This is a genomic window from Erythrobacter sp. LQ02-29 (assembly GCF_022576075.2).
Classification (GTDB): Bacteria; Pseudomonadota; Alphaproteobacteria; order Sphingomonadales; family Sphingomonadaceae; genus Alteriqipengyuania.
Map to the genome: position 1 here is coordinate 662,554 of NZ_JANCNT010000001.1, position 26,367 is coordinate 688,920.

At 65.9% G+C, this 26,367-nt stretch carries 26 protein-coding genes and 1 tRNA gene; 16 read left to right on the forward strand and 11 right to left on the reverse strand.

Annotated elements, in window-relative coordinates; genetic code table 11:
• Positions 1-47 precede the first annotated feature (47 nt).
• Complete coding sequence (locus tag MKP08_RS03235) at positions 48-374, forward strand: GNAT family N-acetyltransferase (RefSeq protein ID WP_241554857.1); 327 nt, start codon at positions 48-50, stop codon at positions 372-374.
• Between the two features lie 3 nt (positions 375-377).
• Here the strand turns inward: MKP08_RS03235 and MKP08_RS03240 are convergent, their stop codons facing one another.
• The 3 genes from MKP08_RS03240 to MKP08_RS03250 all read right to left on the reverse strand — a co-directional run bounded on the left by MKP08_RS03240 (position 378) and on the right by MKP08_RS03250 (position 2,562).
• A complete protein-coding gene (locus MKP08_RS03240) occupies positions 378-1,952 on the reverse strand; it encodes a PH domain-containing protein (protein ID WP_241554858.1) in 1,575 nt (524 codons plus the stop codon).
• Positions 1,949-2,446: a PH domain-containing protein gene (locus MKP08_RS03245; RefSeq protein ID WP_241554859.1), complete on the reverse strand. Its 498-nt coding sequence runs from the start codon at positions 2,444-2,446 to the stop codon at positions 1,949-1,951. Before MKP08_RS03245 ends, MKP08_RS03240 begins: the two co-directional genes overlap by 4 nt.
• Positions 2,447-2,487: 41 nt before the next feature.
• Positions 2,488-2,562: transfer RNA gene (locus tag MKP08_RS03250), tRNA-Thr, on the reverse strand.
• 94 nt (positions 2,563-2,656) lie between these two features.
• On the opposite strand from MKP08_RS03250, the gene MKP08_RS03255 reads away from it, so the two are divergent.
• The 10 genes from MKP08_RS03255 to MKP08_RS03300 all read left to right on the forward strand — a co-directional run bounded on the left by MKP08_RS03255 (position 2,657) and on the right by MKP08_RS03300 (position 11,144).
• The gene (locus MKP08_RS03255; protein ID WP_241554860.1) at positions 2,657-2,812 is read left to right on the forward strand and encodes a hypothetical protein; all 156 of its coding nucleotides are present in this window, start codon (positions 2,657-2,659) and stop codon (positions 2,810-2,812) included.
• A gap of 38 nt (positions 2,813-2,850) precedes the next feature.
• Positions 2,851-3,537 carry a 2,3-diphosphoglycerate-dependent phosphoglycerate mutase gene (gene gpmA / locus MKP08_RS03260; RefSeq protein WP_241554861.1) on the forward strand — a complete coding sequence of 229 codons (687 nt, stop codon included), beginning with the start codon at positions 2,851-2,853 and terminating at the stop codon, positions 3,535-3,537.
• Between the two features lie 4 nt (positions 3,538-3,541).
• Positions 3,542-4,039, forward strand: a complete 498-nt coding sequence (gene purE / locus MKP08_RS03265) for a 5-(carboxyamino)imidazole ribonucleotide mutase (RefSeq protein ID WP_255750416.1) — start codon at positions 3,542-3,544, stop codon at positions 4,037-4,039.
• 3 nt (positions 4,040-4,042) lie between these two features.
• Positions 4,043-5,098, forward strand: coding sequence for a 5-(carboxyamino)imidazole ribonucleotide synthase (locus MKP08_RS03270; RefSeq protein ID WP_241554862.1), 1,056 nt, complete (start codon positions 4,043-4,045; stop codon positions 5,096-5,098).
• On the forward strand, positions 5,095-5,577 hold the full coding sequence (locus MKP08_RS03275; protein WP_241554863.1) for a dihydrofolate reductase: 483 nt from the start codon (positions 5,095-5,097) through the stop codon (positions 5,575-5,577). Before MKP08_RS03270 ends, MKP08_RS03275 begins: the two co-directional genes overlap by 4 nt.
• Positions 5,577-6,503, forward strand: a complete 927-nt coding sequence (locus MKP08_RS03280; protein WP_241554864.1) for a bifunctional riboflavin kinase/FAD synthetase — start codon at positions 5,577-5,579, stop codon at positions 6,501-6,503. The genes MKP08_RS03275 and MKP08_RS03280 overlap by 1 nt, the downstream gene beginning before the upstream one ends.
• Positions 6,504-6,585: 82 nt before the next feature.
• Positions 6,586-7,320: an EcsC family protein gene (locus MKP08_RS03285; protein ID WP_241554865.1), complete on the forward strand. Its 735-nt coding sequence runs from the start codon at positions 6,586-6,588 to the stop codon at positions 7,318-7,320.
• 73 nt (positions 7,321-7,393) lie between these two features.
• Entirely contained in the window at positions 7,394-10,207 is a 2,814-nt protein-coding gene (gene ileS / locus MKP08_RS03290) for an isoleucine--tRNA ligase (RefSeq protein WP_241554866.1), read from the forward strand.
• Complete coding sequence (gene lspA / locus MKP08_RS03295) at positions 10,204-10,728, forward strand: signal peptidase II (protein WP_241554867.1); 525 nt, start codon at positions 10,204-10,206, stop codon at positions 10,726-10,728. The genes ileS and lspA overlap by 4 nt, the downstream gene beginning before the upstream one ends.
• A 5-nt stretch (positions 10,729-10,733) precedes the next feature.
• Entirely contained in the window at positions 10,734-11,144 is a 411-nt protein-coding gene (locus MKP08_RS03300; RefSeq protein ID WP_241554868.1) for a DUF3035 domain-containing protein, read from the forward strand.
• A gap of 212 nt (positions 11,145-11,356) precedes the next feature.
• Here MKP08_RS03300 and MKP08_RS03305 read toward each other — a convergent pair whose 3' ends face one another.
• Entirely contained in the window at positions 11,357-12,652 is a 1,296-nt protein-coding gene (locus tag MKP08_RS03305) for a hemolysin family protein (RefSeq protein WP_241554869.1), read from the reverse strand.
• A 172-nt stretch (positions 12,653-12,824) separates the two neighbouring features.
• On the opposite strand from MKP08_RS03305, the gene MKP08_RS03310 reads away from it, so the two are divergent.
• The gene (locus MKP08_RS03310; protein WP_215229452.1) at positions 12,825-13,517 is read left to right on the forward strand and encodes an OmpA family protein; all 693 of its coding nucleotides are present in this window, start codon (positions 12,825-12,827) and stop codon (positions 13,515-13,517) included.
• Between the two features lie 95 nt (positions 13,518-13,612).
• Here MKP08_RS03310 and MKP08_RS03315 read toward each other — a convergent pair whose 3' ends face one another.
• Positions 13,613-14,404, reverse strand: coding sequence for a 3'(2'),5'-bisphosphate nucleotidase CysQ (locus tag MKP08_RS03315; protein ID WP_215229451.1), 792 nt, complete (start codon positions 14,402-14,404; stop codon positions 13,613-13,615).
• Positions 14,405-14,517: 113 nt separating this feature from the next.
• On the opposite strand from MKP08_RS03315, the gene sucC reads away from it, so the two are divergent.
• Complete coding sequence (sucC, locus tag MKP08_RS03320) at positions 14,518-15,717, forward strand: ADP-forming succinate--CoA ligase subunit beta (protein WP_241554870.1); 1,200 nt, start codon at positions 14,518-14,520, stop codon at positions 15,715-15,717.
• 16 nt (positions 15,718-15,733) lie between these two features.
• Here the strand turns inward: sucC and MKP08_RS03325 are convergent, their stop codons facing one another.
• Positions 15,734-16,240 (reverse strand): DUF6265 family protein, encoded by a 507-nt coding sequence (locus MKP08_RS03325; protein ID WP_241554871.1) that lies wholly within the window; start codon positions 16,238-16,240, stop codon positions 15,734-15,736.
• A gap of 184 nt (positions 16,241-16,424) precedes the next feature.
• On the opposite strand from MKP08_RS03325, the gene MKP08_RS03330 reads away from it, so the two are divergent.
• The 3 genes from MKP08_RS03330 to MKP08_RS03340 all read left to right on the forward strand — a co-directional run bounded on the left by MKP08_RS03330 (position 16,425) and on the right by MKP08_RS03340 (position 19,200).
• Positions 16,425-17,171, forward strand: a complete 747-nt coding sequence (locus MKP08_RS03330; RefSeq protein ID WP_241554872.1) for an electron transfer flavoprotein subunit beta/FixA family protein — start codon at positions 16,425-16,427, stop codon at positions 17,169-17,171.
• 122 nt (positions 17,172-17,293) lie between these two features.
• Positions 17,294-18,226, forward strand: a complete 933-nt coding sequence (locus tag MKP08_RS03335; protein WP_241554873.1) for an electron transfer flavoprotein subunit alpha/FixB family protein — start codon at positions 17,294-17,296, stop codon at positions 18,224-18,226.
• A gap of 62 nt (positions 18,227-18,288) precedes the next feature.
• Positions 18,289-19,200 (forward strand): energy transducer TonB, encoded by a 912-nt coding sequence (locus MKP08_RS03340; RefSeq protein ID WP_256969991.1) that lies wholly within the window; start codon positions 18,289-18,291, stop codon positions 19,198-19,200.
• A gap of 15 nt (positions 19,201-19,215) precedes the next feature.
• Here the strand turns inward: MKP08_RS03340 and MKP08_RS03345 are convergent, their stop codons facing one another.
• From MKP08_RS03345 to MKP08_RS03365, 5 genes are all read right to left on the reverse strand, one after another.
• Positions 19,216-20,424, reverse strand: a complete 1,209-nt coding sequence (locus MKP08_RS03345) for a DUF445 domain-containing protein (protein ID WP_241554875.1) — start codon at positions 20,422-20,424, stop codon at positions 19,216-19,218.
• A gap of 59 nt (positions 20,425-20,483) precedes the next feature.
• Complete coding sequence (locus tag MKP08_RS03350; RefSeq protein WP_241554876.1) at positions 20,484-23,894, reverse strand: efflux RND transporter permease subunit; 3,411 nt, start codon at positions 23,892-23,894, stop codon at positions 20,484-20,486.
• A gap of 4 nt (positions 23,895-23,898) precedes the next feature.
• On the reverse strand, positions 23,899-25,095 hold the full coding sequence (locus MKP08_RS03355; protein WP_241554877.1) for an efflux RND transporter periplasmic adaptor subunit: 1,197 nt from the start codon (positions 25,093-25,095) through the stop codon (positions 23,899-23,901).
• A gap of 207 nt (positions 25,096-25,302) precedes the next feature.
• A complete protein-coding gene (locus MKP08_RS03360) occupies positions 25,303-25,551 on the reverse strand; it encodes a GlsB/YeaQ/YmgE family stress response membrane protein (RefSeq protein ID WP_215229442.1) in 249 nt (82 codons plus the stop codon).
• A gap of 144 nt (positions 25,552-25,695) precedes the next feature.
• Positions 25,696-25,995, reverse strand: coding sequence for a DUF1153 domain-containing protein (locus tag MKP08_RS03365; RefSeq protein ID WP_215229441.1), 300 nt, complete (start codon positions 25,993-25,995; stop codon positions 25,696-25,698).
• Between the last annotated feature and the right edge of the window lie 372 nt (positions 25,996-26,367).

The window sequence follows — 26,367 nt, forward strand, 5'->3', positions numbered from 1 at the left end:
CCTAGCGCGCACGGCGTTGAGCGCAAGAACCAGCAAGGGATCACACCATGGCCGAAGAACGAGCGGAAGTTTCCATCACCCATCACGCGGTGGGCCAGGGCGGTAAATATGTCGCCGACGTCGCGGGCAGCGACACCAGCGGCTACCTGGAGTGGGAACCGAAAGGTAGCGGCGAGACCGGGGGCGACGACGATGTCCGCATTGCCACCCATACCGTCGTGCCGCCTGCTATCGGCGGCCGCGGGGTCGCCGCGCAGCTGGTCGATCGCTTCGTCTCCGATGCACGCGAGCAGGGCTTCAAGATCGTGCCGCGCTGTTCCTATGTCGAGGCGCAGTTCCAGCGCCATCCGGACTGGAGCGATCTGCGCGCCTGACAGCTAGAGCAGTTCGGAAAAGTCGGTCCCGGCAATGCTGGAAAGGATCGCGCCTCGCATTCGATACGCCTCCGCCACCGGCACGCCGTGGAGGTCGAACTTACCCCCGGCCAGCCCCAGCGCGAGCGTGGCATAGCCATAGCGGCGCGCCAGCGGCCCCTGCGCGATCTCGACCGATTGCTGCTTGATCCGGCTGCCGACCAGCAACTTGGGTGCGAGCCAGCCGGTGCGGCGATACACTTGCCGATGATCGAGCGCATGACGATGGTGACGCCACAGCATGTAGCGGCGCACCATCAAAAAGCCCCACAGCGCAACGGGTGCTAGCAGGAGAGCCCAGCCCCCCACGATCGCGCCTCCATCGCCAGCGAGAGCGATGCCGAGCGCCGTGCCGATAGTGACCGGAACGAGGAGCAGGCTTTCCATCAGCGCCCTCACCGCATGGTAGGCGGTGCTGCTGCGGTGCCATTCGGTTGAGGCGTCCGGACTGGCGAACTGCGCGGCGCGGACGATCGGCTCCAGCTCTTCGTCCTTCGCGAACGGCGCGACCGAATGGTTTCCCTTACCCGAATCCTGCGCCAGGCTGATGAAGGAGAGCCCGCCCCACCCGAACCGGCGGCGGATGATGCCGGTGGTGAAGGACAGCGCCTGAACGCGGTGGACCGGCATGACCAGATCGGTCCGGGTCAACAACCCGCGCCGTCGGCGGAACCCGCGCGGTGTCTTGTCGAGCCGAAAATCCCATTCGCGCAAGGCCGTGCGGACCAGCCCGGTGACGAGACCGATCGCGGCGAGGCTGACGATCGCACCGATGGCCGCGATGACCTGCCAGGCAAGACCGATATGGAGCAGCCGCTCCCCCGGGCCCGTGAGCAGCCGCTGCCATGTGTCGACATCCCAGATGTCGAAGGAAATGAACTGGTCGAATTGTTGCGCCGCACCGGCAGCGGCCGCGACGACGGTCAGCGAAAATTCGAACAGTCCGAAGGTAAAGATGCGGCGCGGGCCCATGGCGAAGAGGGTTTGGGCGTTGGCGTTGGCGTCACCTGACGATTCGGCGGTGGCTGGCGTAAGCGCGTCCTCAGTCTCGGCAGACGCAACTTCCCCTTCGCGCCTCTCGCGCACCAGTTCACGCAGGGCCTCGCCCTCGCTGGCGCGCAAATAGGCCAGCGCGAGCTCGTCCTTGCCGCCAGCGCCGGTCTCGAACTTTACCTGTACCAGGTCGAATATGCGCGCGACCGGCCCCTGTTCGAGGCTGACATCCTGAATCCGCTCGTAAGGCACCGAGCGCGCGGCGCGAGATAGCACCCCGCTCTCGACCCGGATGTCCGCCTCGCCGACGCGATAGGTGAAGCGCCGCCACTGGAGGAAGGCAACGAGCACGCTGATGGCTATTCCGCCCAGCGCGAACAGAGCGAGGACCGCGAGGCCCCATGCTTTCCCGCCCTGCGCGATACCGTAGAAACCCGCGAGGATCGGCAACACCATGCGCGGCACGGCCGACAGCGTGCTGACGATGAAGCTCTTGGGATCGGTCCGCCGCGGCTCGGACCGGTCGATGTGCGAAACCGCGTTCACAGCGTCTCGCGCTTGATATGGGCGCGAATCTCCTCGCGCATGGCCAGCGCGTCCTCGTGCAGCAGGCCGGGCAGCGCGACCGAAGCGTTATGCGTGCCGGCGGTGTGCAGCGTCAGCGTGGCGAGCCCGTAATAGCGTTCCAGCGGGCCGCGATCGACGTCGATATGCTGGACCCGGCCAAAAGGAACCACGGTGTCGGACCGGAACAGCAAGCCGCGCACCACGCGCAGGCGGTCCGTGCCCATCGCGAAACCCCGGGCGAGGAAGCGGCGATGCGGCATGTACCAGGCGAAGAACGCGGCGAGCAGGATCGCGAGCGGGCCGGCGATCAATCCGATCGTGCCGCCTGCTATCATCGCTATAATCGCGCCTATGACGATGGGAACCGCGAGGATGAGGAGTTGCGCGCGGACCAGCTTCTCGTGGTTGGGATGGACGTGGGCCAGCGCCTCTTCATCCACCTGTTCGATCGCGCTGTCGTCGGTCCCGCCCATGGGTGTGTTATGCCGATAACACGCGCCATATTCAAGGAGAATGGTGCTGCTGGAGAGAATTGAACTCTCGGCCTCTCCCTTACCAAGGGAGTGCTCTACCTCTGAGCTACAGCAGCACTGGTCGGGGCAGGCGCGCGCTTTGTCCAAGCGCCCCGCCAATGTCAAGCCAAGCTTGAGCCGATGCGCGCTTCGCGGCATGGGTGAGGCGAAATGAGCAAGCCCGCATCCGATACCCCGACCCGCGAGGAACGACTGGCCGCGAAGCTGCGCGAGAACTTGCGGCGGCGCAAGGCGCAGAGCCGCGCGGGCGATTCGGGTGAGCTCGAGAGCAGCGCAACGCTTCCCAAACCCGGCCCTGACCGCTAGGCCGCCCCCTCGCATACCGCCGACAGGAGCGACATCCGATGCCCACGCTGATCCTCGTTCGCCATGGACAGAGCGAATGGAACCTCGCCAACCGCTTCACCGGATGGTGGGACGTCGACCTGACCGACAAGGGGGTGGACGAGGCGCGCGCCGCCGGGCGCCTGCTTGCGGAAAAGGACGTGCAGCCCACCCTCGCCTTCACCTCGCTCCAGACGCGCGCGATTCGCACGCTGCATCTGGCGCTGGAGGAATGCGGACGGTTGTGGATCCCGGAAACGAAGGACTGGCACCTCAACGAGCGGCACTATGGCGGGCTGACCGGCCTTAACAAGGATGAGATGCGCGAGAAGCACGGCGAGGAGCAGGTGCATGTCTGGCGTCGCAGCTTCGACACCCCGCCGCCCGAGATGGACGCGGGGAGCGATTACGATCTTGCCGCCGATCCGCGCTATGCCGGGATCGACGTGCCGCGCACGGAAAGCCTGAAACTGACGATCGAACGTGTGCTGCCCTATTGGGAGAGCGCCATCCTGCCGCAACTCGCCGCCGGGGAGACGGTGCTGATCTCCGCTCACGGCAACTCGCTGCGCGCGCTGGTGAAGCATCTGTCGAACATCGCCGACGACGAGATCACCGGGCTCGAAATCCCGACCGGCCAGCCGATCGTCTATGAGTTCGACGAGAACATGAAGCCGGGCGAACGGCGCTATCTGAAGGACGCGTAAGACCGTGCCCGGGGATGCGAACGGCGCGCCTAGGGTCGCCATCGTGATGGGGAGCCAGTCGGACTGGCCGACCATGGAACATGCGGCGAAGGTGCTGGACGAGCTGGATGTGCCGCACGAGGCGCGGATCGTTTCCGCCCACCGCACGCCCGACCGCATGGCCGATTTCGCCAAGGGGGCCGAAAGCGAGGGTTTCGCGGTGATCGTCGCGGGCGCGGGCGGCGCTGCGCACCTGCCGGGCATGATCGCCGCGATGACGCATCTGCCGGTGCTGGGCGTTCCGGTGCAATCGAAGGCGCTGTCGGGCATGGATAGCCTGCTTTCCATCGTGCAGATGCCCGCAGGCGTGCCGACCGGGACGCTGGCGATCGGCGAGGCGGGCGCGACCAATGCCGGGCTGCTGGCGGCGGCGATCCTCGCCACATCCGACCCGGCCTTGACGGAACGGCTGAAGGCCTGGCGCGCCGCGCGCAGCGAGGCGGTGGCGGAGCGTCCCGAGTAGGCCATGATCGAACCGGGCGGCACGATCGGGATCATGGGGGGCGGCCAGCTCGGCCGAATGATGGCCGTGGCGGCGGGGCAGATGGGGTATGCCTGCATCGGCTACGCGCCCGAAGGCGACAATGTCAGCGACGGTGCCTGTGCCGATTTCGTCACCGCCGACTGGCACGACGAACAGGCGCTGGCCGATTTCGCCGCGCGCTGCGACGTCGTGACTTGGGAATTCGAGAACGTGCCGGTCGCCCCGCTCGGCCCGATCGAGGCGAAGCTCGCCCCGCATCCGCGCGCCTTGGAAATCGCGCAGGACCGGTTGTTCGAAAAGCAGTTCGTCGAGAAGCTCGGTGGGCGACCGGCGCAATACGCGCAGGTCGACCAGAAGGCGGACCTGTCCGCCGCGATGGCCCGGGTGGGCACGCCCGGCATCCTGAAGACCCGGCGCGACGGCTATGACGGCAAGGGCCAGTGGCGCATCGACGACCGGGACGCGGGCGACGCGCTCGAAATCGAAGGCAGCCCGCTGATCTACGAGGGGTTCGTCGATTTCGAAGTCGAGTTCTCGGTCATTCTCGCCCGCGGCGCTTTGGGTGAGGTCGTGTTCTGGGACAGCCCGGCCAATACCCATGTCGACGGCATCCTCGCGACCTCCAGCCTGCCCGCGGGCGATGCGATCGCCGCACAGATGGGCGAAGCGCGCGCGCTGGCCCGCCAGGTGGCCGACCGGCTGGAATATGTCGGCGTGCTGACGCTGGAATTCTTCGCCACCGCCGATGGCCCGGTGTTCAACGAGATGGCCCCGCGCGTCCATAATTCCGGCCACTGGACGATCGAGGGCGCGGCGACGAGCCAGTTCGAGAACCACATCCGCGCGATCTGCGGCCTGCCGCTGGGCGATACCCGTACGCTGACCCCGCGCGTGACCATGACCAACATCATCGGCGAGGCGGCGCATGGCGCGGCGCAATGGCTGGCCGATCCCGCGACGCACCTGCACCTTTATGGGAAGGCGGAGGCGCGCGAGGGGCGCAAGATGGGCCACGCGACCCGGCTGGGCTGGGAATGACGCAGACCCTCGCGCTGATCTACGCGCGCGCCGACAACGGTGTGATCGGGCGCGATGGCGGCCTCCCCTGGCACATCCCGGCGGACCTCAAGCACTTCAAGGCGCTGACCATGGGCGCGCCGATGGTGATGGGTCGCAAGACCTTCGACAGCTTCCCCGCCCCGCTGCCGGGCCGCCGCCATATCGTGCTGACGCGCGATACCGGCTGGTCGGCCGATGGAGCGGAAGTCGCGCACGATCCCGCACAGGCGCTGGAGATGGCGGGCGAGGGCACCGTGTGGATCATCGGCGGCGCGCAAATCTTCGCCCGGTTCCGCGACCGCGCGAGCCGGGTCGAGCTGACCGAAGTGCATGCCGCGCCCGAAGGCGACACCACCGTCCCGCCTCTCGGCGACGACTGGCGGGAAATGGCGCGCGAGGATCATCCGGCGGATGGCGACCGTCCCGCCTTCTCCTTCGTCACGCTGGTGCGGCGCTGATGCGCTGGCTCGATCACCGCGCGCCCGTGCCAGAGGCGCTGAAGGGCGCGATCATCGCGCTCGGCAATTTCGACGGCTTCCACGCCGGGCACCAGGCGGTGGCGGGCGAGGCGATCCGCTGGGCGCGGGCCCAGGAGCGCCCGGCGATGATCGCCACCTTCGATCCGCATCCGGTTTGCTTCTTCCGGCCCGACGTGCCGCCCTTCCGCCTGACCACGCTGGAGCAGCGGCGCGAGCTCTATCTCGCCGCCGGGGCGAGCGCGATGCTGGTGCTGCATTTCGGGGCCGAGATGGCGGCGATGACGCCCCGCCAGTTCGTCGACGACCTGCTGCACGGTCATCTGGGCGCGGGCGGGATCGTGACCGGCGAGGATTTCACCTTCGGCAAGGGGCGCGCGGGCAATCGCGAGATCCTGGCCGAGCTGGCTGCCGCCCACGGCATGCAGACCCGCGCGGTCGGCGCGGTGGAGGAAGGCGGAGCGACGATCTCCTCCAGCCGCATCCGCGAGGCGCTGCGCCAGGGCGATTGCGAGACCGCCACCAGCCTCCTGACCCGTCCCTTCGCGATTCGCGGCATCGTGGAACATGGCGACAAGCGCGGACGGACCATCGGCTATCCGACGGCCAATCTCGGCCTCGAAAGCTATCTGCGCCCGCAATACGGCATCTATGCCGTCACCGCGCGGGTGCTGGCGACCGGCGAGCGGCTGAAGGGCGCGGCGAATCTGGGCATCCGCCCGCAGTTCGAACCGCCCAAGGAGCTGCTCGAACCCTATTTCTTCGACTTTTCCGGCGATCTGTACGGGCAGGAGATCGAGGTCGAGCTGCGCCATTTCATCCGGCCCGAGGCGAAGTTCGATACGCTGGACGCGCTGACCGAGCAGATGGAGCGCGATTGCGACGAGGCGCGCCGCCTGCTCGCCTGACAAGATCGCCCTGCGGGCGGAACGCACCGCGCACACGGAACGTTCGCTGTTCGAATCAGATGGATAGAACAGGAACCCGCCGATGAGTGACCGCACCCGGATCGAACGCGACCAGCGCACCTATCGTAACAGCCGCCCGTCTATGCTGGGCCGCGGGATCGAGCGGCTGACCAACCCCTTCGCCAAAGCGATCGCCAGCGTCGTGCCCGACTGGCTGATGGAACGCGTCGTGCGCGGTATCGACAGCGCTGCGAGCGCGCCCGAACTGACGCGGTTCGATCACGATACCGGCGACATCGCCGCGTGCAAGCAGGCGGCGAAGAAGGTCGAGGCGCGCGCCAAGGCGATCAACGGTGCATCCGGCGTCGCGGCGGGTTTCGGCGGCGCGCTGACCGCCGGGGCCGATATCCCTACGACCATCGCGGTGGCGGTGCGCACCATCCGCGACACGGGCCGCGCCTACGGCTTCGCCGGGGTGGGGACCGCCGAACAGCTTTTCCGCATGCAGATTCTGGAACTGAGCGCGCTCAACGACCCCGACCAGCGCCAGCGCGCGATCGCCGGGATCGAGGCGGCGATCGGGCCGGATGGCGAGCTGGTGGAGGCGGACCCCGATCGCCACGGCGCGCTGGTCGACCAGGCGGTGGAGCGCGTGTCGCGCGCGATCGCCTTCGCCTCGTTCCGCAAGCGGGCGGGCATGGTGATGCCGGTGGTGGGCTCGGCCGTGGGCGGTATCGTAAACGCCTCTTTCCAGGGCGACGTCGCGGCGGCGGCGCGCTTCGCCTTCCAGGAACGGCGGCTGCGCGGGATCGACTGATCCGCCGCTCGTGCGTGGTACCCGCCACGCCGCGCTTTCCACGCCTCCCCCTTTGGGTTAAGCGCCGCGCGCGATGAGCGAGACTGCGAAAAAAGATTATCGGGACACCGTCTTCCTGCCGAAGACCGATTTTCCCATGAAGGCCGGCCTGCCGCAGAAGGAGCCGGCCATCCTTGCCCGCTGGCAGGAGGAGCGGCTGTACGACCGCCTGCGCGAAGAGCGCGCGGGGGCGGAGAAGTTCATCCTCCACGACGGCCCGCCCTATGCCAATGGCGACATGCATATCGGCCACGCGCTCAACCACATCCTGAAGGATATGGTGGTGCGCACGCAGAGCGCGCTGGGCAAGGACGCGCCCTACGTGCCCGGCTGGGACTGCCACGGCCTTCCGATCGAATGGAAGGTCGAGGAGCAGTATCGCAAGAAGAAGCTGAACAAGGACGAGGTGCCCGCGGCCGAATTCCGCGCCGAATGCCGCGCCTACGCGCAACACTGGGTCGATGTGCAGCGCGAACAGCTGAAGCGGCTGGGCACGATGGGCGACTGGGACCATCCCTATCTGACGATGGACTACGCCTCCGAAGCGACCATCGTCGCCGAACTGATGAAGGTCGCCGAAGCGGGCAACCTTTACCGCGGCGCGAAGCCGGTCATGTGGAGCCCGGTCGAAAAGACCGCGCTCGCCGAGGCCGAAGTCGAGTACGAGGACATCACCTCGACCCAGATCGACGTGGCGTTCGAAATCGTCGAATCGCCGATCGAAGAACTGGTCGGCGCGCATGCGGTGATCTGGACCACGACGCCGTGGACGATCCCGGTGAACCAGGCTTTGGCCTATGGGGAGGGCGTCGAGTATCGACTCTTCCGCATCGGTGGATGGAAGCTGCTAGTTGCTGACGCGCTCGTTGAAAGCTGGTTCTCGCGATTGTCCAATCCGCCGATCTACGACGATCACGGGCCCGAGGGTCGCCAAGGTCAAATCATCAAGGGTTCGCAACTCGCCGGCACAGTTGTCCGCCATCCGATGCACCATCTCGGCGGGTTCTACGCTAAGCCGCGGCCGATGCTGCCGGGCGATTTCGTCACCACCGACAGCGGCACCGGGCTCGTCCACATGGCGCCCGACCATGGCGAGGACGATTTCGCGCTGTGCAGGACGGTGGGGATCGAGCCGGTCTTCGCGGTGATGGACGACGGGCGCTATCGAGACGACTGGCCGTGGCTGGGCGGTGCGGACGAGCGCCGCCGCGCGGTCATCAATCCCAATTTCAACGCCCCCGACGGGCCTATCTGTTCGGACCTGCGCGAAGCCGGTGCGCTGCTTTCCGCCAGCCAGGACTACCAGCACTCCTACCCGCATTCGTGGCGGTCGAAGGCCAAGGTCATCTATCGCTGCACCCCGCAATGGTTCGTGCCGATGGACCGCGACTTGGGCCGGGATAGCGGCACGCTGCGCGAAACCGCCCTCGCCGAGATCGAGCGGGTGCGCTTCGTGCCCGAGCGCGGGCGGCGGCGGATCGGATCGATGGTCGAGGGCCGGCCCGACTGGGTGCTCAGCCGCCAGCGTGCCTGGGGCGTGCCGATCACTCTGTTCGTGCGGCCCGACGGCTCGTATTTGCAGGACGCCGAAGTCAACGCGCGCGTCGTCGCCGCGGTGCGCGAAGAGGGCGTCGATGCCTGGCGCGCCGAGCGCAAGGCGGAGTTCCTGGGCGAGGCGCATGACCCGGACGAATTCGAGATGGTCACCGACATTCTCGACGTGTGGTTCGATTCGGGCTGCACCCATGTCTTCACGCTCGAATCGGGGCGCTGGCCCGCTTTGCGCTGGCCCGCCGACCTCTATCTGGAAGGGTCGGACCAGCATCGCGGCTGGTTCCAGTCGAGCTTGCTCGAAAGCTGCCTCACCCGCGGCCGCGCGCCGTACGACCAAGTGCTGACCCACGGTTTCACCATGGCCGCCGACGGGCGCAAGATGTCCAAATCGCTGGGCAACACGGTCGATCCGGGCAAGGTGATGGAGCAGTTCGGTGCCGACATCATCCGGCTGTGGGCGCTGAGCGTCGACTATACCGAGGATCACCGCATCGGCGACGAGATCCTGAAGGGCGTGGCCGACCAGTATCGCCGCCTGCGCAACACCTTCCGCTACCTCCTCGGCGCGCTCGACGGGTTCGAGTGGGAGCGCGAGGGCGTGGAGGATCACGCCGCCATGCCGGAACTGGAGCGGTATGTGCTCCACCTCCTGGGCGAGCTCGACACCCGGCTGCGCGCCGCGATCGCATCTTACGATTTCGACGATTACGTGCGCGCGCTGGTCGATTTCTGCAACGAGGACCTCAGCGCCTTCTTCTTCGACGTGCGCAAGGACCGGCTCTATTGCGACGATCCGGCCGACCCCGCCCGCCGCGCCTATCGCACCGTGCTCGACACGCTGTTCCAGTCGCTGGTCCGCTATGCCGCGCCGGTGCTGGTCTTCACCGCCGAAGAGGTGTGGCAGACCCGCTTCCCGGACGAGAGCAGCATTCACCTGCACCAGTGGCGTGCGCTGCCCGATGGCTGGCGCGACCCGGCGCTGGCGGAACGCTTCGCCGGGCTGCGCGACTTGCGCGAACGGGTGACCGAGGCGATCGAGCCGCTGCGGCGCGACAAGACGATCCGATCCAGCCTGGAGGCCGAGGTATCCGTGCCCGCCGCCGCCGTGCCGGAGGGCTTTTCGGACGCCGATCTGGCCGAGCTGTTCATCACCGCGTCAGTGACCCGCGGCGATGACGACGCGGTGACCGTCTCGCGCACCGATGAAGACAAATGCGGCCGCTGCTGGCGTCTGCTGCCCTCCGTTCCGGAAGACGGCGCGCTGTGCGATCGCTGCGAAGCGGTGCTGGCATGAGCCCGCTACGCGCGCGCCTCGCAGGTATCGGCATCGCCGCTCTCGTATGCGCGGTCGACCAGTGGCTGAAGGTGTTCGTCACCCGCACGCTGGGGATCGACAAGGTCGGCGAGCATATCGACGTGCTGCCGATCTTCGCCCTGCGCTTCACCCGAAATTACGGCGTGTCGCTGGGCATGTTCGAGGCCGATAGCGAGGACATGCGCTGGATCCTCGTCGGCGTGACCGCATTGATCGCGCTCGGAGTGTTCGTGTGGATCATGCGCGAGAAGCTGCTGGGCGACATCTTCGGCCTGGCGCTGATCCTGGGCGGCGCGCTGGGAAACATCTACGACCGCTACAGCTACGGCTATGTGATCGATTACGCCGACCTCCATTTCGGCGCGTTTCGTCCGTTCCTGATTTTCAATGTCGCGGATGCCGCCATCACCATCGGCGTTCTGATAATCCTTGCCCGTTCGTTTCTCATGCGCGAGAAACGGGGCGACAAAGAGCCGGGCGTGCGCCCGGCGGAGAGTTGAGACAGATGCGCAAGACCACCCTATCCCTCCTCGCCGTTTCCGCGGTATCGCTGGCCGCGTGCAGCACCGGCGGGCTGTTCGATCGCAACCGGCCCGACGAATTCGCAGTGCAGCGGCAGGCCCCGCTGGTCGTGCCCCCCGATTTCAGCCTGGTCCCGCCCAGCCCCGGCGCGCCCCGCCCGGCAGACGACACGGCGAGCCAGCAGGCGCTCGATACGATCTTCGGCGGTCCGGCACAGCGTAGCGCGGTCGAATCGAGCGTGATCGGCCGCGCCGGCGCAGCCGATCCCGGCATCCGCTCCGAAGTGGGCGATCCGGAAACCAATACGGTGGCGAAGGGTGCGGTGACCCGCGATATCGTCGCCGCCCCCGAAGGCGACGGGCAGTCGGCACAGACAGTTATCCCGCAAGGGTAAGGTTTTCATGTCTTGCGCGAGTGCATCCGCACTCGCGTCCTCGGCGCTGTTCCCTCCGCCAAGGTACGGGGCACCTGCGGTCGGCCTTGCGGTTCGCTGGTCGGGGATCGATCGAGTGCGATACGGCCATGGCCGGGAAAAGATCGGGTGGCGACGATCCGTGCGCGAGCAAAAACGCAGCCTCGCAGTTCACTCGACCAGCGGCCTCCCTCTTACTCTTCGCTCACCAGCAGCTTGTCGATCTTGCGCCCGTCCATGTCGACGACTTCGAAGCGCCATCCTTGCGTGACGAAATGCTCCCCTTCCACGGGCAGCTTCTTCATGATCGCGAGCGCGAAACCGGCGGCGGTGGCGAAATCCCGGTCCTCGCCGTAATCGAGGCCGAGCCGGTCGGCCAGCGCATCCGCCGACAGCGCGCCCGAGACCAGCATGGAGCCGTCTTCACGCTCTATCACTTGCGGGATCTCGCCCTGGTCCTGGTCGCTGGCGAACTGGCCCACGATCGCGGTAAGGAGGTCGATCGGGGTGACGATCCCGTCGAGATGACCGTATTCGTCATGCACCATCGCCATCGCGATGTCGGCCTGTTGCAGCACGCGCAGCGCATCCATCGCGTCGAGCTGATCGGGGATCACCTCCGCCTTCTTCATCAGCGACGCCAGATCGAACGGCTGCCCGGCGACCTGCGCCGCCAGCACGTCGCGCACCTTGACCACCCCTTGTACCTTGTCGGGTGACCCTTCGGCCACCGGCAGCAGCGAGTGCGGGCTTTCCGCCACCATGCGCGCGATCTCTTCCGGCCCGGCGGCCAGGTCGATCCAGTCGAGATCGGTACGCGGCGTCATCACCTCGCGCACCGGGCGCTCGTGCAGCCGGGCGACGCCGGTCAGGATCGCGCTCTGCTCTTCCTCCAGCACCCCCGACCGCGTCGCCTCGGCGAACAGCATGTGCAGTTCCTCCGCCGTCACCGCCGACTGGCCGCCGGGGCGGATGCCGAACAGGCGGATCAGCGCGCCCGACGAGGTATCGAGGATCCACACCAGCGGCGCGGCGATGCGGGCGAGCCATTTCATCGGCCGCGCCATCACCAGCGCCAGCGGCACGGCGGCGCGCAGGGCCAGCTGCTTGGGCACCAGCTCGCCGATGACGAGACTGAAATAGGTAGTCAGCACGATGACGAGCACGAAACCCACCGTGGCGGCGGTTGCCGGATCGAGGCCGAACGTACCCGTCAGCCGCTCGCCCACTGGCCCGCCGAGGCTGGCGCCGGAATAGGCACCGGCCACGATCCCGATCAGCGTGATGCCGATCTGCACGGTGGAGAGGAACTTGCCCGGATTGCCCGCCAGATCGAGCGCGATCTGAGCGGTCGCGCTGCCCTTCTCCGCCCGGCTGCGGAGCGTGGGCGTGCGGGCGGATACGATCGCCAGCTCCGACATCGCGAAGACGCCGTTGAGCACGATGAGCCCGGCGATGATGAGAAGGTCTGTCCAGGGGAAGGGTGTCACGATGGCGCCAGCGCTAGCACAAAACGGCGGGCCTGCCAGCCGGTGGCTGCGAACGCGCGGGAACTAGGCCGCGTCGTCGGCAGTTTGGGGGGCACACGGCGCGGGTGGGCGCACCGTCAACGATTTCGCGGGAGGAAAGAGAATTCCCGCACATTGAGGAAGGATACCCAGCATGAGAAATACCCGCGTACTCGGAACGGCGCTTGCCGCCGTATCGCTCGTCAGCCTTTCGGCCTGCGTCACCGATCCCAACACCGGCGAGCGCAAGGTCTCGCGCACCGCGATCGGCGCGGGCGTGGGCGGTACGCTCGGCTACCTGCTCGGCGGCGTGCTGGGCGGCACCGCCGCGCGCGTCATCGGCGCGGGCATCGGCGGTACCGCGGGCGCGGTGCTCGGCAAGCAGTTCGACGATCAGATCCGCGAGCTGGACGAGGCGACCGCGGGAACCGGCGTCGATGTCGAGGAGATCGGCGATCAGCAGGCGATCCTGGTCCGCCTGCCCGACGGCGTGACCTTCGCGACCGATTCGGCGCGTATCAGCCCGAGCTTCCAGAACACGCTCGATTCGGTCGCGCAGAGTATGATCAAATACCCCAACAGCCTGATCGACGTGTACGGTTTCACCGACACCACCGGCTCTGCCTCCTACAACATGCAGCTGTCGCAGCAGCGCGCTCAGGCGGTCGCCGATTACCTCGCCTCGCGCGGCGTTGCCCGCTCGCGGATCGAGACGCGCGGTTACGGCGAGACCAACTTGCGCGTGCAGACCGGCGACAACGTCAACGAACCGCTCAACCGCCGGGTCGAGATCAAGATCACGCCGATCAGCCAGGACGACGTATCGGCGGCCCGCTCGGGATACTGATCCGAGCTCCGCATAGGAAAAAGCCATTCGGCTACGCATGGGGGCGGTCCGCGAGGGTCGCCCCTTTTTCTTGGCTTTTGGAGGTCGATTTACGCTTAGCGCGGCAGGCGGATCGCGAAATCCCGGGCCCGTTCCGCGATATGCGCGACCGCCGCGCCGTGGAGCCGTGGGGCCGTGACCAGCACGCCGAAGCTCCTCGGATCGCGCTTGTTGTAATTGAGCGGCTGTCCGAACGCGTCGCTTACCGCCGCGCCCGCCTCGCGCGCGATCAGCGTGGCGGCACCGATGTCCCATTCGAAGCCCCAGCGCATGGTCGCCACCAGGTCCGCCTCGCCCGCGGCCACCATCGCCACGCGCAACGCGATGCCGTTGGGCTTGTCCACCGCGACCATCATCCGGTCCGCCTTCGGCAGCGAATCGATCGGCACCCGCGCGCCGTCGAGCGTATCCCGGTCCGAAACCGAGACGGCCGCGCCGTTGCGAGTCGCGCCGCGCCCCGCCACCGCCAGCCATTCCTCGTCCCGGGCCGGGGCGCTCAGCAGGCCCATCAGCGGGCGTCCTTCGCTGATCAGGGCGACCGACACCGCCCAGCCGGTGCGCCCGCGCAGGAAGTCGCGTGTGCCGTCGATCGGATCGACCAGCCAGATCAGCCGGTGGTCGAGCCGCTCCGCCCGGTCGGAGGTTTCCTCCGACAACCAGCCGGCCGAGGGGAGCAGCGCGCCCAGTTCGCGTTTCAGGAAGGCGTCGACCGCTATGTCGGCCTCGCACACGGGGTCGTTCGTGCCCTTGTCCCAGCTTTTCACGGAATGGCCCGCGCCCGGCCATTGGGAATGCGCGATCCGCCCCGCTTCGCGGACGATCGCCTGGAGGCGCTGATGATCGATCATGGGTCCGCCAGCACTTGCGCGCGCCCTGCACACTTTTCAAGCCGCCCTATCCATGCAAAGGCGCGCGGCAAACCCGCTCTTTTCCCTTTTCGAGACCACAGGACGGCTCCCCCATGAACATTCACGAATACCAGGCCAAGGAACTGCTCGCGAAATACGGCATCGGCGTGCCCACCGGCTATCCCGCGATGAGCGTGGACGAAGCGGTGGAGGGCGCGAAGAAGCTGCCCGGGCCGCTCTACGTCGTGAAGGCGCAAATCCACGCCGGCGGGCGGGGCAAGGGCACGTTCAAGGAACTGGGCGAAGGTGCGAAGGGCGGCGTGCGGCTGGCAAAGTCGATCGACGACGTGAAGGCGGATGCGACCGACATGCTCGGCAACACGCTGGTCACCGTCCAGACCGGCGATGAGGGCAAGCAGGTCAACCGGCTCTACGTCACCGACGGCGTCGACATCGCCAAGGAATACTACCTCTCGCTGCTGGTCGACCGGGCCAGCGGGCAGGTCGCGATGGTGGTATCGACCGAAGGCGGCATGGATATCGAGGCGGTAGCGCACGACACGCCGGAGAAGATCACCACCATCACCATCGATCCGGCGCAGGGCTTCATGCCCCACCACGGCCGGGCGGTGGCCTTCGCGCTGAAGCTTTCGGGCGATCTCAACAAGCAGGCGCAGAAGCTGGCCAAACAGCTCTACACCGCCTTCGTTGACCTCGACTGCGCGATGCTGGAGATCAACCCGCTGGTGGAAACCGAAGACGGCAACCTGCTGGTGCTCGACACCAAGATGAGCTTCGATTCGAATGCTCTCTATCGCCACAAGGATGTCGAAGAGATGCGCGACGAGACCGAGGAGGACGCCTCCGAAGTCGAGGCGAGCGAATACGACCTCGCCTACATCAAGCTCGACGGCAATATCGGCTGCATGGTCAACGGTGCCGGGCTCGCCATGGCGACGATGGACATCATCAAGCTGAACGGCGCGTTCCCGGCCAACTTCCTCGACGTGGGCGGCGGGGCGACGACCGAGAAGGTCACCGCCGCGTTCAAGATCATCCTCAAGGACCCCGCGGTCGAGGGCATCCTCGTCAATATCTTCGGCGGGATCATGAAATGCGACGTCATCGCCAACGGCATCGTCCAAGCGGCGAAGGACGTGAACCTGTCGGTGCCACTGGTCGTCCGCCTGGAAGGCACGAATGTCGAGCGGGGCAAGGACATCCTGGAGAATTCCGGCCTGCCGATCGTCAGCGCGGACGATCTGGGCGACGCGGCGAAGAAGATCGTCGCCGAAGTGAAGAAGGCGGCCTGACCGGCGACGTCTGCCCTTAACCGGCCCTGGAGAAATGGAAGGCGAGTTCCCCCGCGGGCTCGCCTTCCTCTTCCATCCTGACGAAGACATGCAAGGTGTCGCCCTCGCGGCGATAGGTCATGCCGTCGAAATACGCCGTCGTTCCCTCGACCGCCAGAAGCGGGAACGACATGCTCTCGCCCTTGTCCTCCCAGCCCTCGAGCTCAGGGCCGAAATGCTTGAGGCGCAGGACCAGACCGTCGCCCTCGCGCATCAGATACATGTGTTCGGTGAACATGACGCCGCCATCAGGGTCCTGCTGGATGAAGGTGCCGACCATCACTCCGCCCGTCGGCGGCAGCCAGGCCTCCTGCGCGGGCAAATCCTCGATGCCCGGTCCGAGCCAGCGCCCCTCCAGCCATGCGAGGTCGGAAAGGCTGGCTTGCGCGAGCACCTGCCCCGGCTCGGCCGATCGGGTTTCTCCACCCAGGGCAGGTTGGGCGAGCGAAAGCAACGCGGCAACGGCAAACACACGCAGGAACATCGGTCGTTCTCCCCAGAACCGGCGCGATCTTGCTCCAACCCGGCGATACCGTAAAGACGCATGCGCGATGTGGGAACGGCTCGGTCGGTCCACCCGTATTCAGCCCGAAGGCCAACACCCAAGTTGACGTTTACGTAAGCGCAAGTTAGGTCCCGCCTGAAAGTTTCGAGAGGAAGGAGTCCCTATGAAGATCCTCGTCCCCGTAAAACGGGTGATCGATTACAATGTGAAGCCGCGGGTCAAGGCCGACGGCTCGGGCGTCGATCTCGCCAACGTCAAGATGAGCATGAACCCGTTCGACGAGATCGCCGTGGAAGAGGCGATCCGGTTGAAGGAATCGGGCAAGGCGGAAGAGATCGTGGCCGTGTCGATCGGCCCGGCCAAGGCGCAGGAGACGCTGCGCACCGCGCTCGCCATGGGTGCGGACCGCGCGATCCTGGTCGAGACCGACGAGGAGGTCGAGCCGCTCGCCGTCGCGAAGATCCTGAAGAAGATCGCCGAGGAGGAACAGCCCGGCCTGATCATGCTGGGCAAGCAGTCGATTTCGGACGATTCGAACCAGACCGGCCAGATGCTGGCCGCACTGATGGAACGCCCGCAGGGCACCTTCGCCAATACGGTCGAGGTGGATGGCGACAGCGTGACCGTCAAGCGCGAGATCGACGGCGGGCTGGAAACGGTCAAGCTGACCCTGCCCGCGATCGTAACCACCGACCTGCGCCTGAACGAGCCGCGCTATGCCAGCCTGCCCAACATCATGAAGGCGAAGAAGAAGCCGCTCGATACCAAGACGCCTGCCGATTACGGCGTCGATATCGCGGCGCGTCTGACCACCACCAATGTCTCCGAACCGCCGGTCCGCCAGGCGGGCGAGAAGGTGGAAGATGTCGATGCGCTCGTCGCGAAGATCAAGGCGCTCGGCATCGCTTGAACTATTCCCCATCCGCTCGCCCCGAGCTTGTCGAAGGGCCGCTCTTCTTCCGGGGCGTGGCGGAAAGCAGGACAGGGCTCCGACAAGCTCAGCCCGAACGGATTTGAGGTAGGGTTATAATTATGAACACACTCGTTCTGGTCGAACACGACAACACCGCCGTCGCCGATGCGACGCTCTCCACCGTCACCGCTGCCGCGAAGCTCGGCGATGTGACGCTGCTGGTCGCGGGGAAGGATTGCGGCGGGGCCGCCGATGCCGCGGCGAAGATCGCGGGCGTCTCGAAGGTGCTGAAGGCGGACGACGCCGCCTACGAGCACCAGTTGCCCGAGAATGTCGCGCCGCTCGTCGCCAAGCTGATGGATGGTTACGACGCTTTCCTCGCGCCTTCCACCACCACCGGCAAGAACATCGCGCCGCGCGTCGCCGCTCTGCTGGATGTGATGCAGCTGTCCGACATCATCTCGGTCGAAGGCGACAAGACCTTCAAGCGCCCGATCTATGCAGGCAACGCGATCGCGACGGTCGAATCCTCCGATCCCAAGCTGGTCGTCACCGTGCGCGGCACCGCGTTCGACAAGGCGGAGGCCGAAGGCGGCTCGGCGGGCGTCGAGGATGTCTCCGGCCCCGGGGACGCCGGTATCTCCAGCTTCGTCAGCCAGGACGTGGCCGAAGGCGGCGATCGCCCCGAGCTGACTAGCGCCAGCATCATCGTTTCGGGCGGGCGCGCGCTGAAGGATGCCGAGACCTTCCAGGAATATATCATGCCGCTCGCGGACAAGCTGGGCGCAGGCGTGGGTGCATCACGCGCGGCGGTCGACGCGGGCTACGTGCCGAACGATTACCAGGTCGGCCAGACCGGCAAGATCGTGGCCCCCGACGTGTATATCGCGATCGGCATTTCGGGCGCGATCCAGCACCTCGCCGGCATGAAGGATTCCAAGACCATCATTGCCATCAACAAGGACGAGGACGCGCCGATCTTCCAGGTCGCGGACATCGGCCTGGTCGGCGATCTCTACAAGATCGTGCCGGAGCTGACCGAGAAGTTGTAGGCGCGGGCCGATAAGACGGGCGCTGGATTGACGGAGAAAAACGGTCCCAATAACTTGGGGCGATGAAGAACTGTATCGTTCTCGGACTCACCGCCCTGGGCCTGGCAACGCAGTCACCCGCTGCGCTGGGGCGCGAGCCTGTCGTGTTGAAACCGAATTCGCCCTGGCAATTGGACTACGCCGAAAGCGCTTGCCGTCTTGCGCGCTCCTTTGGCGAGGCGGACGACCCCGTCGTGCTGGTCATCGCGGAATACGCGCCCGGCGACGGATTCAGCATGATCGTGGCCGGCAAACCTCTGCGCGCGCTGACGCCTAGGTCAGCGAGCAACGCGGAATTGAGCGTCCGGTTCGATCCCGACGGGCAACCCACGGATACGTTCGTAAATGTTGGCTCTTTAGGGGATTTCAAACCGGCCCTGATCTTCGGAACGACTCGGCTCGACCCCCTTCCGGAGGGCTTCTTCGATGATGTCGATTACGACACGGACTGGGATTATCGCGATCCCCCCGCAGTTTCCGCCGAGCGGCGGAACGCCGCCAGTCGGCTGGTGCTGGGCAAGGGTAAGGACGATCGCGTCATCCTGGAAACAGGATCGCTTGGAGAAGCATTCGCCGCGATGGATAAGTGTCTCGACTCACTGGTAGAATCGTGGGGCTTCGATCCTGCCATGGTAGCGGCGCAGGAACGACCGGCGGTCCCGCTGGAGAGCCCGGGGCGCTGGATACGACCCGGTGATTACCCGAAAAATGCGCTGGATTCCGGGCAGCAAGGCATGGTCCATTTTCGCCTTATGATCGATGCGACCGGCAAACCGACAGATTGTATCATCCAAGGTGCGACCAAACCGGCGGGTTTCGAAGACGTGACCTGCGATAATCTGCTGAAGCGCGCCCGGTTCAAACCGGCGCTGGCAGCCGACGGAGCGCCGGTGGCATCCTTCTACACGAATACCGTACGGTTCCAGATACCGTGAGGATATGGGCGCGCGCTAGAACGCCCAATCCAGTCCGTGGATCACCACCCCGACCAGCCCACCTACCAGCGTGCCGTTGATCCGGATGAACTGCAGGTCGCGGCCCACGGCTCCCTCTATCCGCGCGGTGACCGTGGTGGCGTCCCAGCGCTTCACGGTTTCGGACACCAGTCGCACGATCTGTTCGCCGTAGCGCGTTGCGACGCCGACGGCGGTACGGCGCGTGAAGCGGTTGATCTGCGTCTGCAGGCGCGCGTCGCCCTGTAGCGCGGTGCCAAGTTCGGCCAGCGCCTTGCGCAGTTCGCCGCCCAGGCCGCCTGCGGGATCGCGAACCCGCGCAATCAGGGAGGCCCGCATCCGCTCCCACACCCCCATCCACCAATCTGCGACGGCGGGGTTCTCCATCAGGTCGAGCTTGGTCTGCTCCACCCGCGCGCGCATCTGGGGATCGTGCTGCAGGTCGTGTGCGAGGCTCTTCAGCCCTTCCTCCACCTTGTTCCGCAGCGGATGTTCGGGATCGACCAGCACCTCGGCCAGTAAGCGGTAAAGCCCATCCAGCACCGAGGTGGAGATGCGCGAGTCGAGGCCCGTCCAGCGCAGGACCGCGTTCGCACGGGCGCGGATCATCTCGCGCACCATCTCCTCGTTGTCTTCGAGTGCAAGACCCGCCCAGCGGATCAGCCCATCCAGCAACGGCCGATGTTTGCCATCGGCGATGGCGCTTTCGAGCATCCGGCCCAGCAGCGGAGCGAGTTCGATCTTCCCCAGTTGCGCGGCCAGGCCGGCGCGTACCTGGGTCCCGAGCCGTTCCGGATCGAGCGATTCGAGGATTTCGGCGAACAGCTCGGCTCCGCCCGCCGTGATCCGGGACTGTGTTTCTCCGCCCGGCTGAGACAGGAACTCGCCCAGCGCCCCGGCAAGGTTCATTCCCCGCATGCGCCGCGCGACCACGACGGGCGTGAGGAAGTTGCTGCGCAAGAACCCCGCCATCGTATCCGCGATGCGGTCCTTGTTCTGCGGAATGATAGCGGTGTGCGGGATCGGCAGGCCCAGCGGATGGCGGAACAGCGCGGTTACCGCGAACCAATCGGCCAACCCGCCCACCATCGCCGCCTCTGCGAAGGCATGGACGAAACCCCAGGCGGGATGGAGGGTGAGGAACCGGCCGGAAAGCACGAACAGCCCCGCCATCGCGACCAGCATGGAGGTCGCGACGATCCGCATTCGCCGCGCGCGATCGGGCGGCAAATTGCCGGGGGGTGGGGTCGCTGAGCGCGCTTGCGTCACTCGGCGGGGGCGACGTCGCCCCGGCTCTCACCCGGCGAGCGGTCGTCGCCGGGGCGATAGGTCAGGATATTGTCGCGCAGCCACGGGCCGAGCCGCTTCTCGAACCCGTCGGCGAGACTGAAGCCCGCGGGGATCAGGACCAGCGTCAGCAGCGTCGAGAGGATCAGACCACCGATCACCACCGTGCCCATCGGCGCGCGCCAGGCGGAATCGCCCGCCAGCGAGATGGCGGTCGGCACCATGCCCGCCGTCATCGCGACCGTCGTCATCACGATCGGCTGCGCGCGCTTGTGCCCTGCATCCAGGATGGCCGCGCGCTTCGGCACACCGGCATGCATTTCCTCCAGCGCGAAGTCGATCAGCAGGATCGAGTTCTTCGCGACGATCCCCAGCAGCATCAGCATGCCGATATAGACGGGCATCGAAATCGGCTGCCCGATAATCATCAGCGCGATCAGCCCGCCAAGCGGGGCCAGCAACAGCGACGTCATGTTGACGAGCGGAGATACGAAGCGACGATAGAGCAACACGAGCACGCCGAAGACCAGGAAGATGCCGCTGATCACAGCGATGATGAAGCTGTTGATCATCTCCGCCTGCCATTTGTCCTCACCCACGGCATCGTTGCTGACGCCCGCCGGGAGGTTCTGCATGATCGGCAGCTTCTGGATTTCCTCCATAACGGGGCCTTTGACCACGCCTTCGCCCAGATCGGCACCGACGAACACGCGACGCGACTGGTTGTAGCGCTGGATTTGCGTCGGACCCGCGCCGAAGCGGATGTCCGCGACCAGCTTGAGCGGGACCGACCCGCCGGAGCTGGTGCTCACCGGCAGGTTCTCGATCGTGGAGAGGTCGCGGCGCGAGGAGCGCGGCAGCATGACGCGGATCGGCACCTGGCGGTCCTGCAGAGAGAACTTGGCTGCGTTCTGGTCGATCTCGCCCAGGGTGGCGATACGGATCGCGCTGCTGAGCGCCGCGGTGGTCACACCGAGCTGCGCGGCGAGATCCTCGCGCGGGACGATCAGCAGCTCCGGCCGCTGGAGATCGGCCGCGATCCGGGGCGCGACCACCCCCTTGATCGAGCGCATCTGCTGCGCGAGCGTCTGCGCGGTCTCGTTCAGGAGCGTGGGATTGCTGCCCGCCAGCATCACGGAGATATCGCGCCCGGTGCCGAAGCCGCCGTTTTGCGACGCGACGCTCACCCGCGCGTCGGACACCGCGCCGAGGCGTGGCCCCATCCGGCGCTCGAACTCGGTGCTGGTCGCATCGCGTTCGTCGGCAGGCACCAGATCGATATAGAGCGTCGCACTCCCTTCGCGAATGGCCTCGGTCACCAGTTGCACCTCGGGCTGATCCTCGACCAGCTTCTTGACCTGCGCGGTCATTCGCGCGGTCTGATCGATCGTGGTGCCCGGCACCATTTCGATATTTACCCGGCTGGTGTCCTCGTTGACGGTGGGCTGGAACTGCTGCGGCAGACCGGCCAGCAAGGCACCGGTCAGGATCAGGGCATAGACCCCGATACAGAACGCCCAGAAGCGGTGGTCGCGGCTGCGGGCGCGGAAACGTTCGGAGAAGCTGCGATAGTAACGGCCGAAGCCGCCGAGCAGACCGAGGATAAGCTTGACCAGTTTTCCCAGCAGCACACCCAGAGCGACGGCGATGATCGGTGCGACCAGCGCGACCACCAGCAGCGGCAGGCCCAGACCCATGAGCTGTTGCCCGACCAGCCAGCCCATGACCACCGTCGCCACGATAAGCGCGATTACCGCAAGTACGACGAACGGATAGTAATACCACCTGCCCTGAACGCGTTCGATGTTCGCGCGCATCGCCTTGCTTTTGCGGTCGTCCAGCGTCCAGGCGAGTACTTTCATGTAGTAATCCATGGCGCGGCCCTCGCCATGCTCCGCATGGCCGTGCGCCTTCAGGAAGTAGGCCGCGATCATCGGGGTGATGAGGCGTGCGACCAACAGGCTGATCAGCACCGCCACTACCACGGTAAGTCCGAACGGCTTGAAGAACTCCCCCGGAATGCCCGGCATCATGCCCACGGGCAGGAAGACTGCGACGATGGAGAATGTTGTGGCGACAACGGCGAGGCCGATTTCGTCCGCCGCGTCGATGGATGCCTGATAGGCGCTCTTGCCCATGCGCATGTGCCGCACGATGTTCTCGATTTCCACGATGGCATCGTCGACCAGCACGCCCGCCACCAGGCTGAGCGCGAGCAGGGAGAGGAAGTTCAGGTTGAAGCCCAGCAGGTCCATGAACCAGAAGGTCGGGATCGCCGAGAGCGGAATGGCGATCGCGCTGATCAGCGTCGCGCGCCAGTCGCGCAGGAAGAAGAACACGACCACGATCGCCAGGATCGCGCCCTCGACCAGCGCCGCCATCGAGCTTTCATACTGGCCCTTGGTATAGGGAACCGGGGTGAACAGCTCGGTGAACTTGATGCCGGGGTTCTCCGCCTCGATCTCCTTCATCACCTCCTGCGCGTCGTCGTACACCGACACTTCGGATACGCCCTTTGCGCGGGACATTGAGAACGTCACGACTTCGTTGTCGCCGACGCGGGAAATGCGCGACCGCTCCGAATTGCCATCGGTTACGGTGGCGATATCGGACAGCTTGACCGTCCGGCCGGCGCCGATCGGAATCTGCGCCTGCGACAGCTGATAGGCATCGGCGGCGTTGCCGAGCACGCGCACCGACTGGCGCGAACCCGCGATTTCGGCCTGGCCGCCGGCGGCGTTCACATTGACCTGGCGCAAGACGGCGTTGATGTCGCGCGCGGTCACGCCCAGCGATTGCATGCGCTGTGGATCGAGGATGACGCGGATCTCGCGGTCGACGCCGCCGGCCCGGCTGACCTGCGCCATGCCTTCGACCGAGAGCAGCCGCTTCGAAACCGTGTCGTCGACGAACCAACTCAGCTGTTCCAGCGTCATGTCGTCGGCTTTGACGGCATAGAAGCCGACGGTGCCGCCGCCGTTGATCTCCACCTTGGAGACGCGCGGTTCCAGGATGCCGTCGGGCAAGTCGCCGCGGATCTGGTCGACCGCGTTTTTCACCTCGTTCACTGCATCGTTCACGTCGGTGCCGATGGCGAAATTGACGAAGGTGCTGCTGTTCCCCTCGCTGGCGGTGGACTGGATATCCTCGACGCCATTGATGGACCGGATCGCCGATTCCACGCGCTGCGTGATCTGCGTCTCGATTTCGGTGGGGGCCGCACCCGGCTGGCTGATGCTGACCGTGACCGCGGGGAACTCCACCTCTGGTGTGTTCACGATCGCCAGGCGGTTGAAGGACACCAGGCCGGCGATCGTCAGGCCGATGAAGAACACGATCGAGATGATCGGGTTGCGTATCGACCACGCGGACATGTTGCGAAAATTCATGGGCTTAGCGCTCGACCACCGGTTCTACCGTGTCCCCGGGATTGAGGAAGCCGCCCGCCCGCAGCACGACCCGTTCGCTGCCGTCGAGACCGGAGGTCACGGCGATACCTTCGCCTGTCACGATTCCGGTCGTCACGCCCCGGCGACGAACCTTGTTCTCCTTGTCGACGATATAGACGTAGCTGCCATCGTCGTCCGACAGGATCGCGCTTTCGGGCAGGCGCGGGGCGACCACCGTGCCGCTGTTGATCGTGGCGCTGGCGAACCCGCCGGGCTTGAGCGCGGGATCGTAGGACAGCGCAACACGCGCGATGCCTTGGCGGGTCTGGGGGTCGATGGTCGGCTCGATCTGCCAGATTTGCCCGGTAAAGGTCTGGGTGCCGCCGACGGGCGTGACCTGAGCCTCCACCCCGGGGGATAGCTTCGCCAGATCGCTCTCGCCGACCTGAGCCAGCAATTCCAGCTCTCCACCCTGCGCAATCGTGATCAGTGGTTGGCCACCGGGGCTGACGGTCTGGCCCGGTTCGACATTGCGTTCGAGCACCAGCCCCGAAGCGGGGGCATAGATGTTGAGCCGCGCGTTGCGTGCCTGCAACTCGCCCAGCTGCGCCTGCGCCACCTTTACCCGCGCCACGGCGGCATCGCGCGTGGCGGTGAGACGATCGACGTCGGCCTTGGAGATGAAGCCGCGATCGACGAGCTGGAGCGCGCGATCGAGATTGTTCTGCGCCAGTTGCGCATCGGCCCGCGCGACCTCGATCTGGGCCGCCGCGCTGCGCGCCTGCTGATCCTGAACCGAGCGGTCGATCGAAACCAGCACCTGTCCCTGACGCACCCAGTCACCCTGTTCGACGTTGACCGAAACCACGCGGCCACCCTCGCCCACCACGCCCACGGGCAGGGTCCGCCGAGCGGCGAGCGTACCGGTGGCACTGATCGTGCCGGCGATGGTCGACCGACCCGGCGCGGTAACGGTCACCCGCTGGGCGCTCTGCGCACCCTCCGCTTCTTCCGCAGTACCATCGCCGGAATGATACCAGAAGTAGGCCAGCGCCAACAGCGCCACGACCACCACGACGGCGGCGATCGTGCGCCAGCGCCGGTCTTTCGCCACCGGTTCGAATTCGCCGTTCTGCGCGCCGGGGGGCAAATCGTCTGCGTGGGGCGATGTGCCCGGATCGCCTGGCGATTGATAATTCATGCTCGATGCAGCCTCTTCAATTGGAGCTGTATTAGGAGCATAGATCACTTCGCGCAAGCCGAAGCGTTTTCGCTCGTTCCTCAGCGCTTTATCCGGGTGTCCGGACTGAGGCAATGAAAGGCGGGCTGCCCTGCCTTAGGAACGCACCAAAAAAGGGGCCGCCCGATGGGCAGCCCCTTTCTCTTTTTCCGGTAAGTTTGCGAGCGGTTAGCGCACGCGCCCGCGCTGGACCAGATTCACGATCGCGAGCAGAATGACCGCGCCGATGAAGGCCGTGATAAGATAGCCGATCCAGCCGGTTCCGAACCACGTCGCACCGATCGCGCTGGCGATCAGGCCGCCGATGATACCGACGATGATATTCCACAGAATACCCATCGAGGCATCCCGGTTCATGACCATGCTGGCCAGCCAACCTGCGATACCGCCGACAATAATAGTGATAATCCAGCCCATTTCCCAATCCTCCTGTTCGGTGGGGAGTATGGGGCGGGAAACGTGCGAATGTGTAAGCGGGTTCCCCGAAACATTAGCGCCAAGTTAGTCGGCGCCGTAGAACGCCGGTCTGCGCCGCAAATAGCGGTGGGACCGGGCCCATCCTCAATATTTAAGCTGGCGCTCGTAGAGTTCGCGATAATGCTGAATACGGGTGACGCGCAGGCCCTGCATCCCGGACCTGTCGACCGCACGCTGCCAGGAAGCGAACTCCTCCAGCGTCAGGCCGTAGCGCTCCAGCACCTCGTCGATGGTGAGAAGACCGCCGTTCACGGCTGCGACCACCTCGGCCTTGCGGCGCACCACCCAACGCTTCGTGTTCTGCTTCGGCAGATCGTTCAGCGTAAGAGGTTCGCCAAGCGGCCCGATAACCTGTTCGGGACGGATTTTCTGGTTTTCAATCATGACATCTCTCGGTCGGGAACGGTTCGCCCTCTCGGCGATGAAGAGGGTATGCTACCGTGGAATTTGCGGCGCTCTAAAGCATTATGGTTAATGCTCCTTTCCACCTGGTCGAACAATTGTCGCGCAGCCTGCGGATCGAAGCTCGATCGGGCATGGCGAGCCGCATTGAGATTTGCGCGCAGTTCCCGTCGTGCGTCCAGCCGGGCGACGAGCTCGGCCCAGTCGAACGCACGCAGCGGCAACTCCGTATCGTGCGGGACGGGGATCGCTCTTTCGAACATGACGTCAGCGTAGCGACGCGTGGTCAAGATCGGGTAAACGCGATCGCCGCCAAATGCCGACCCTTTGCGCAGACGGTGTGAATTGGTATCG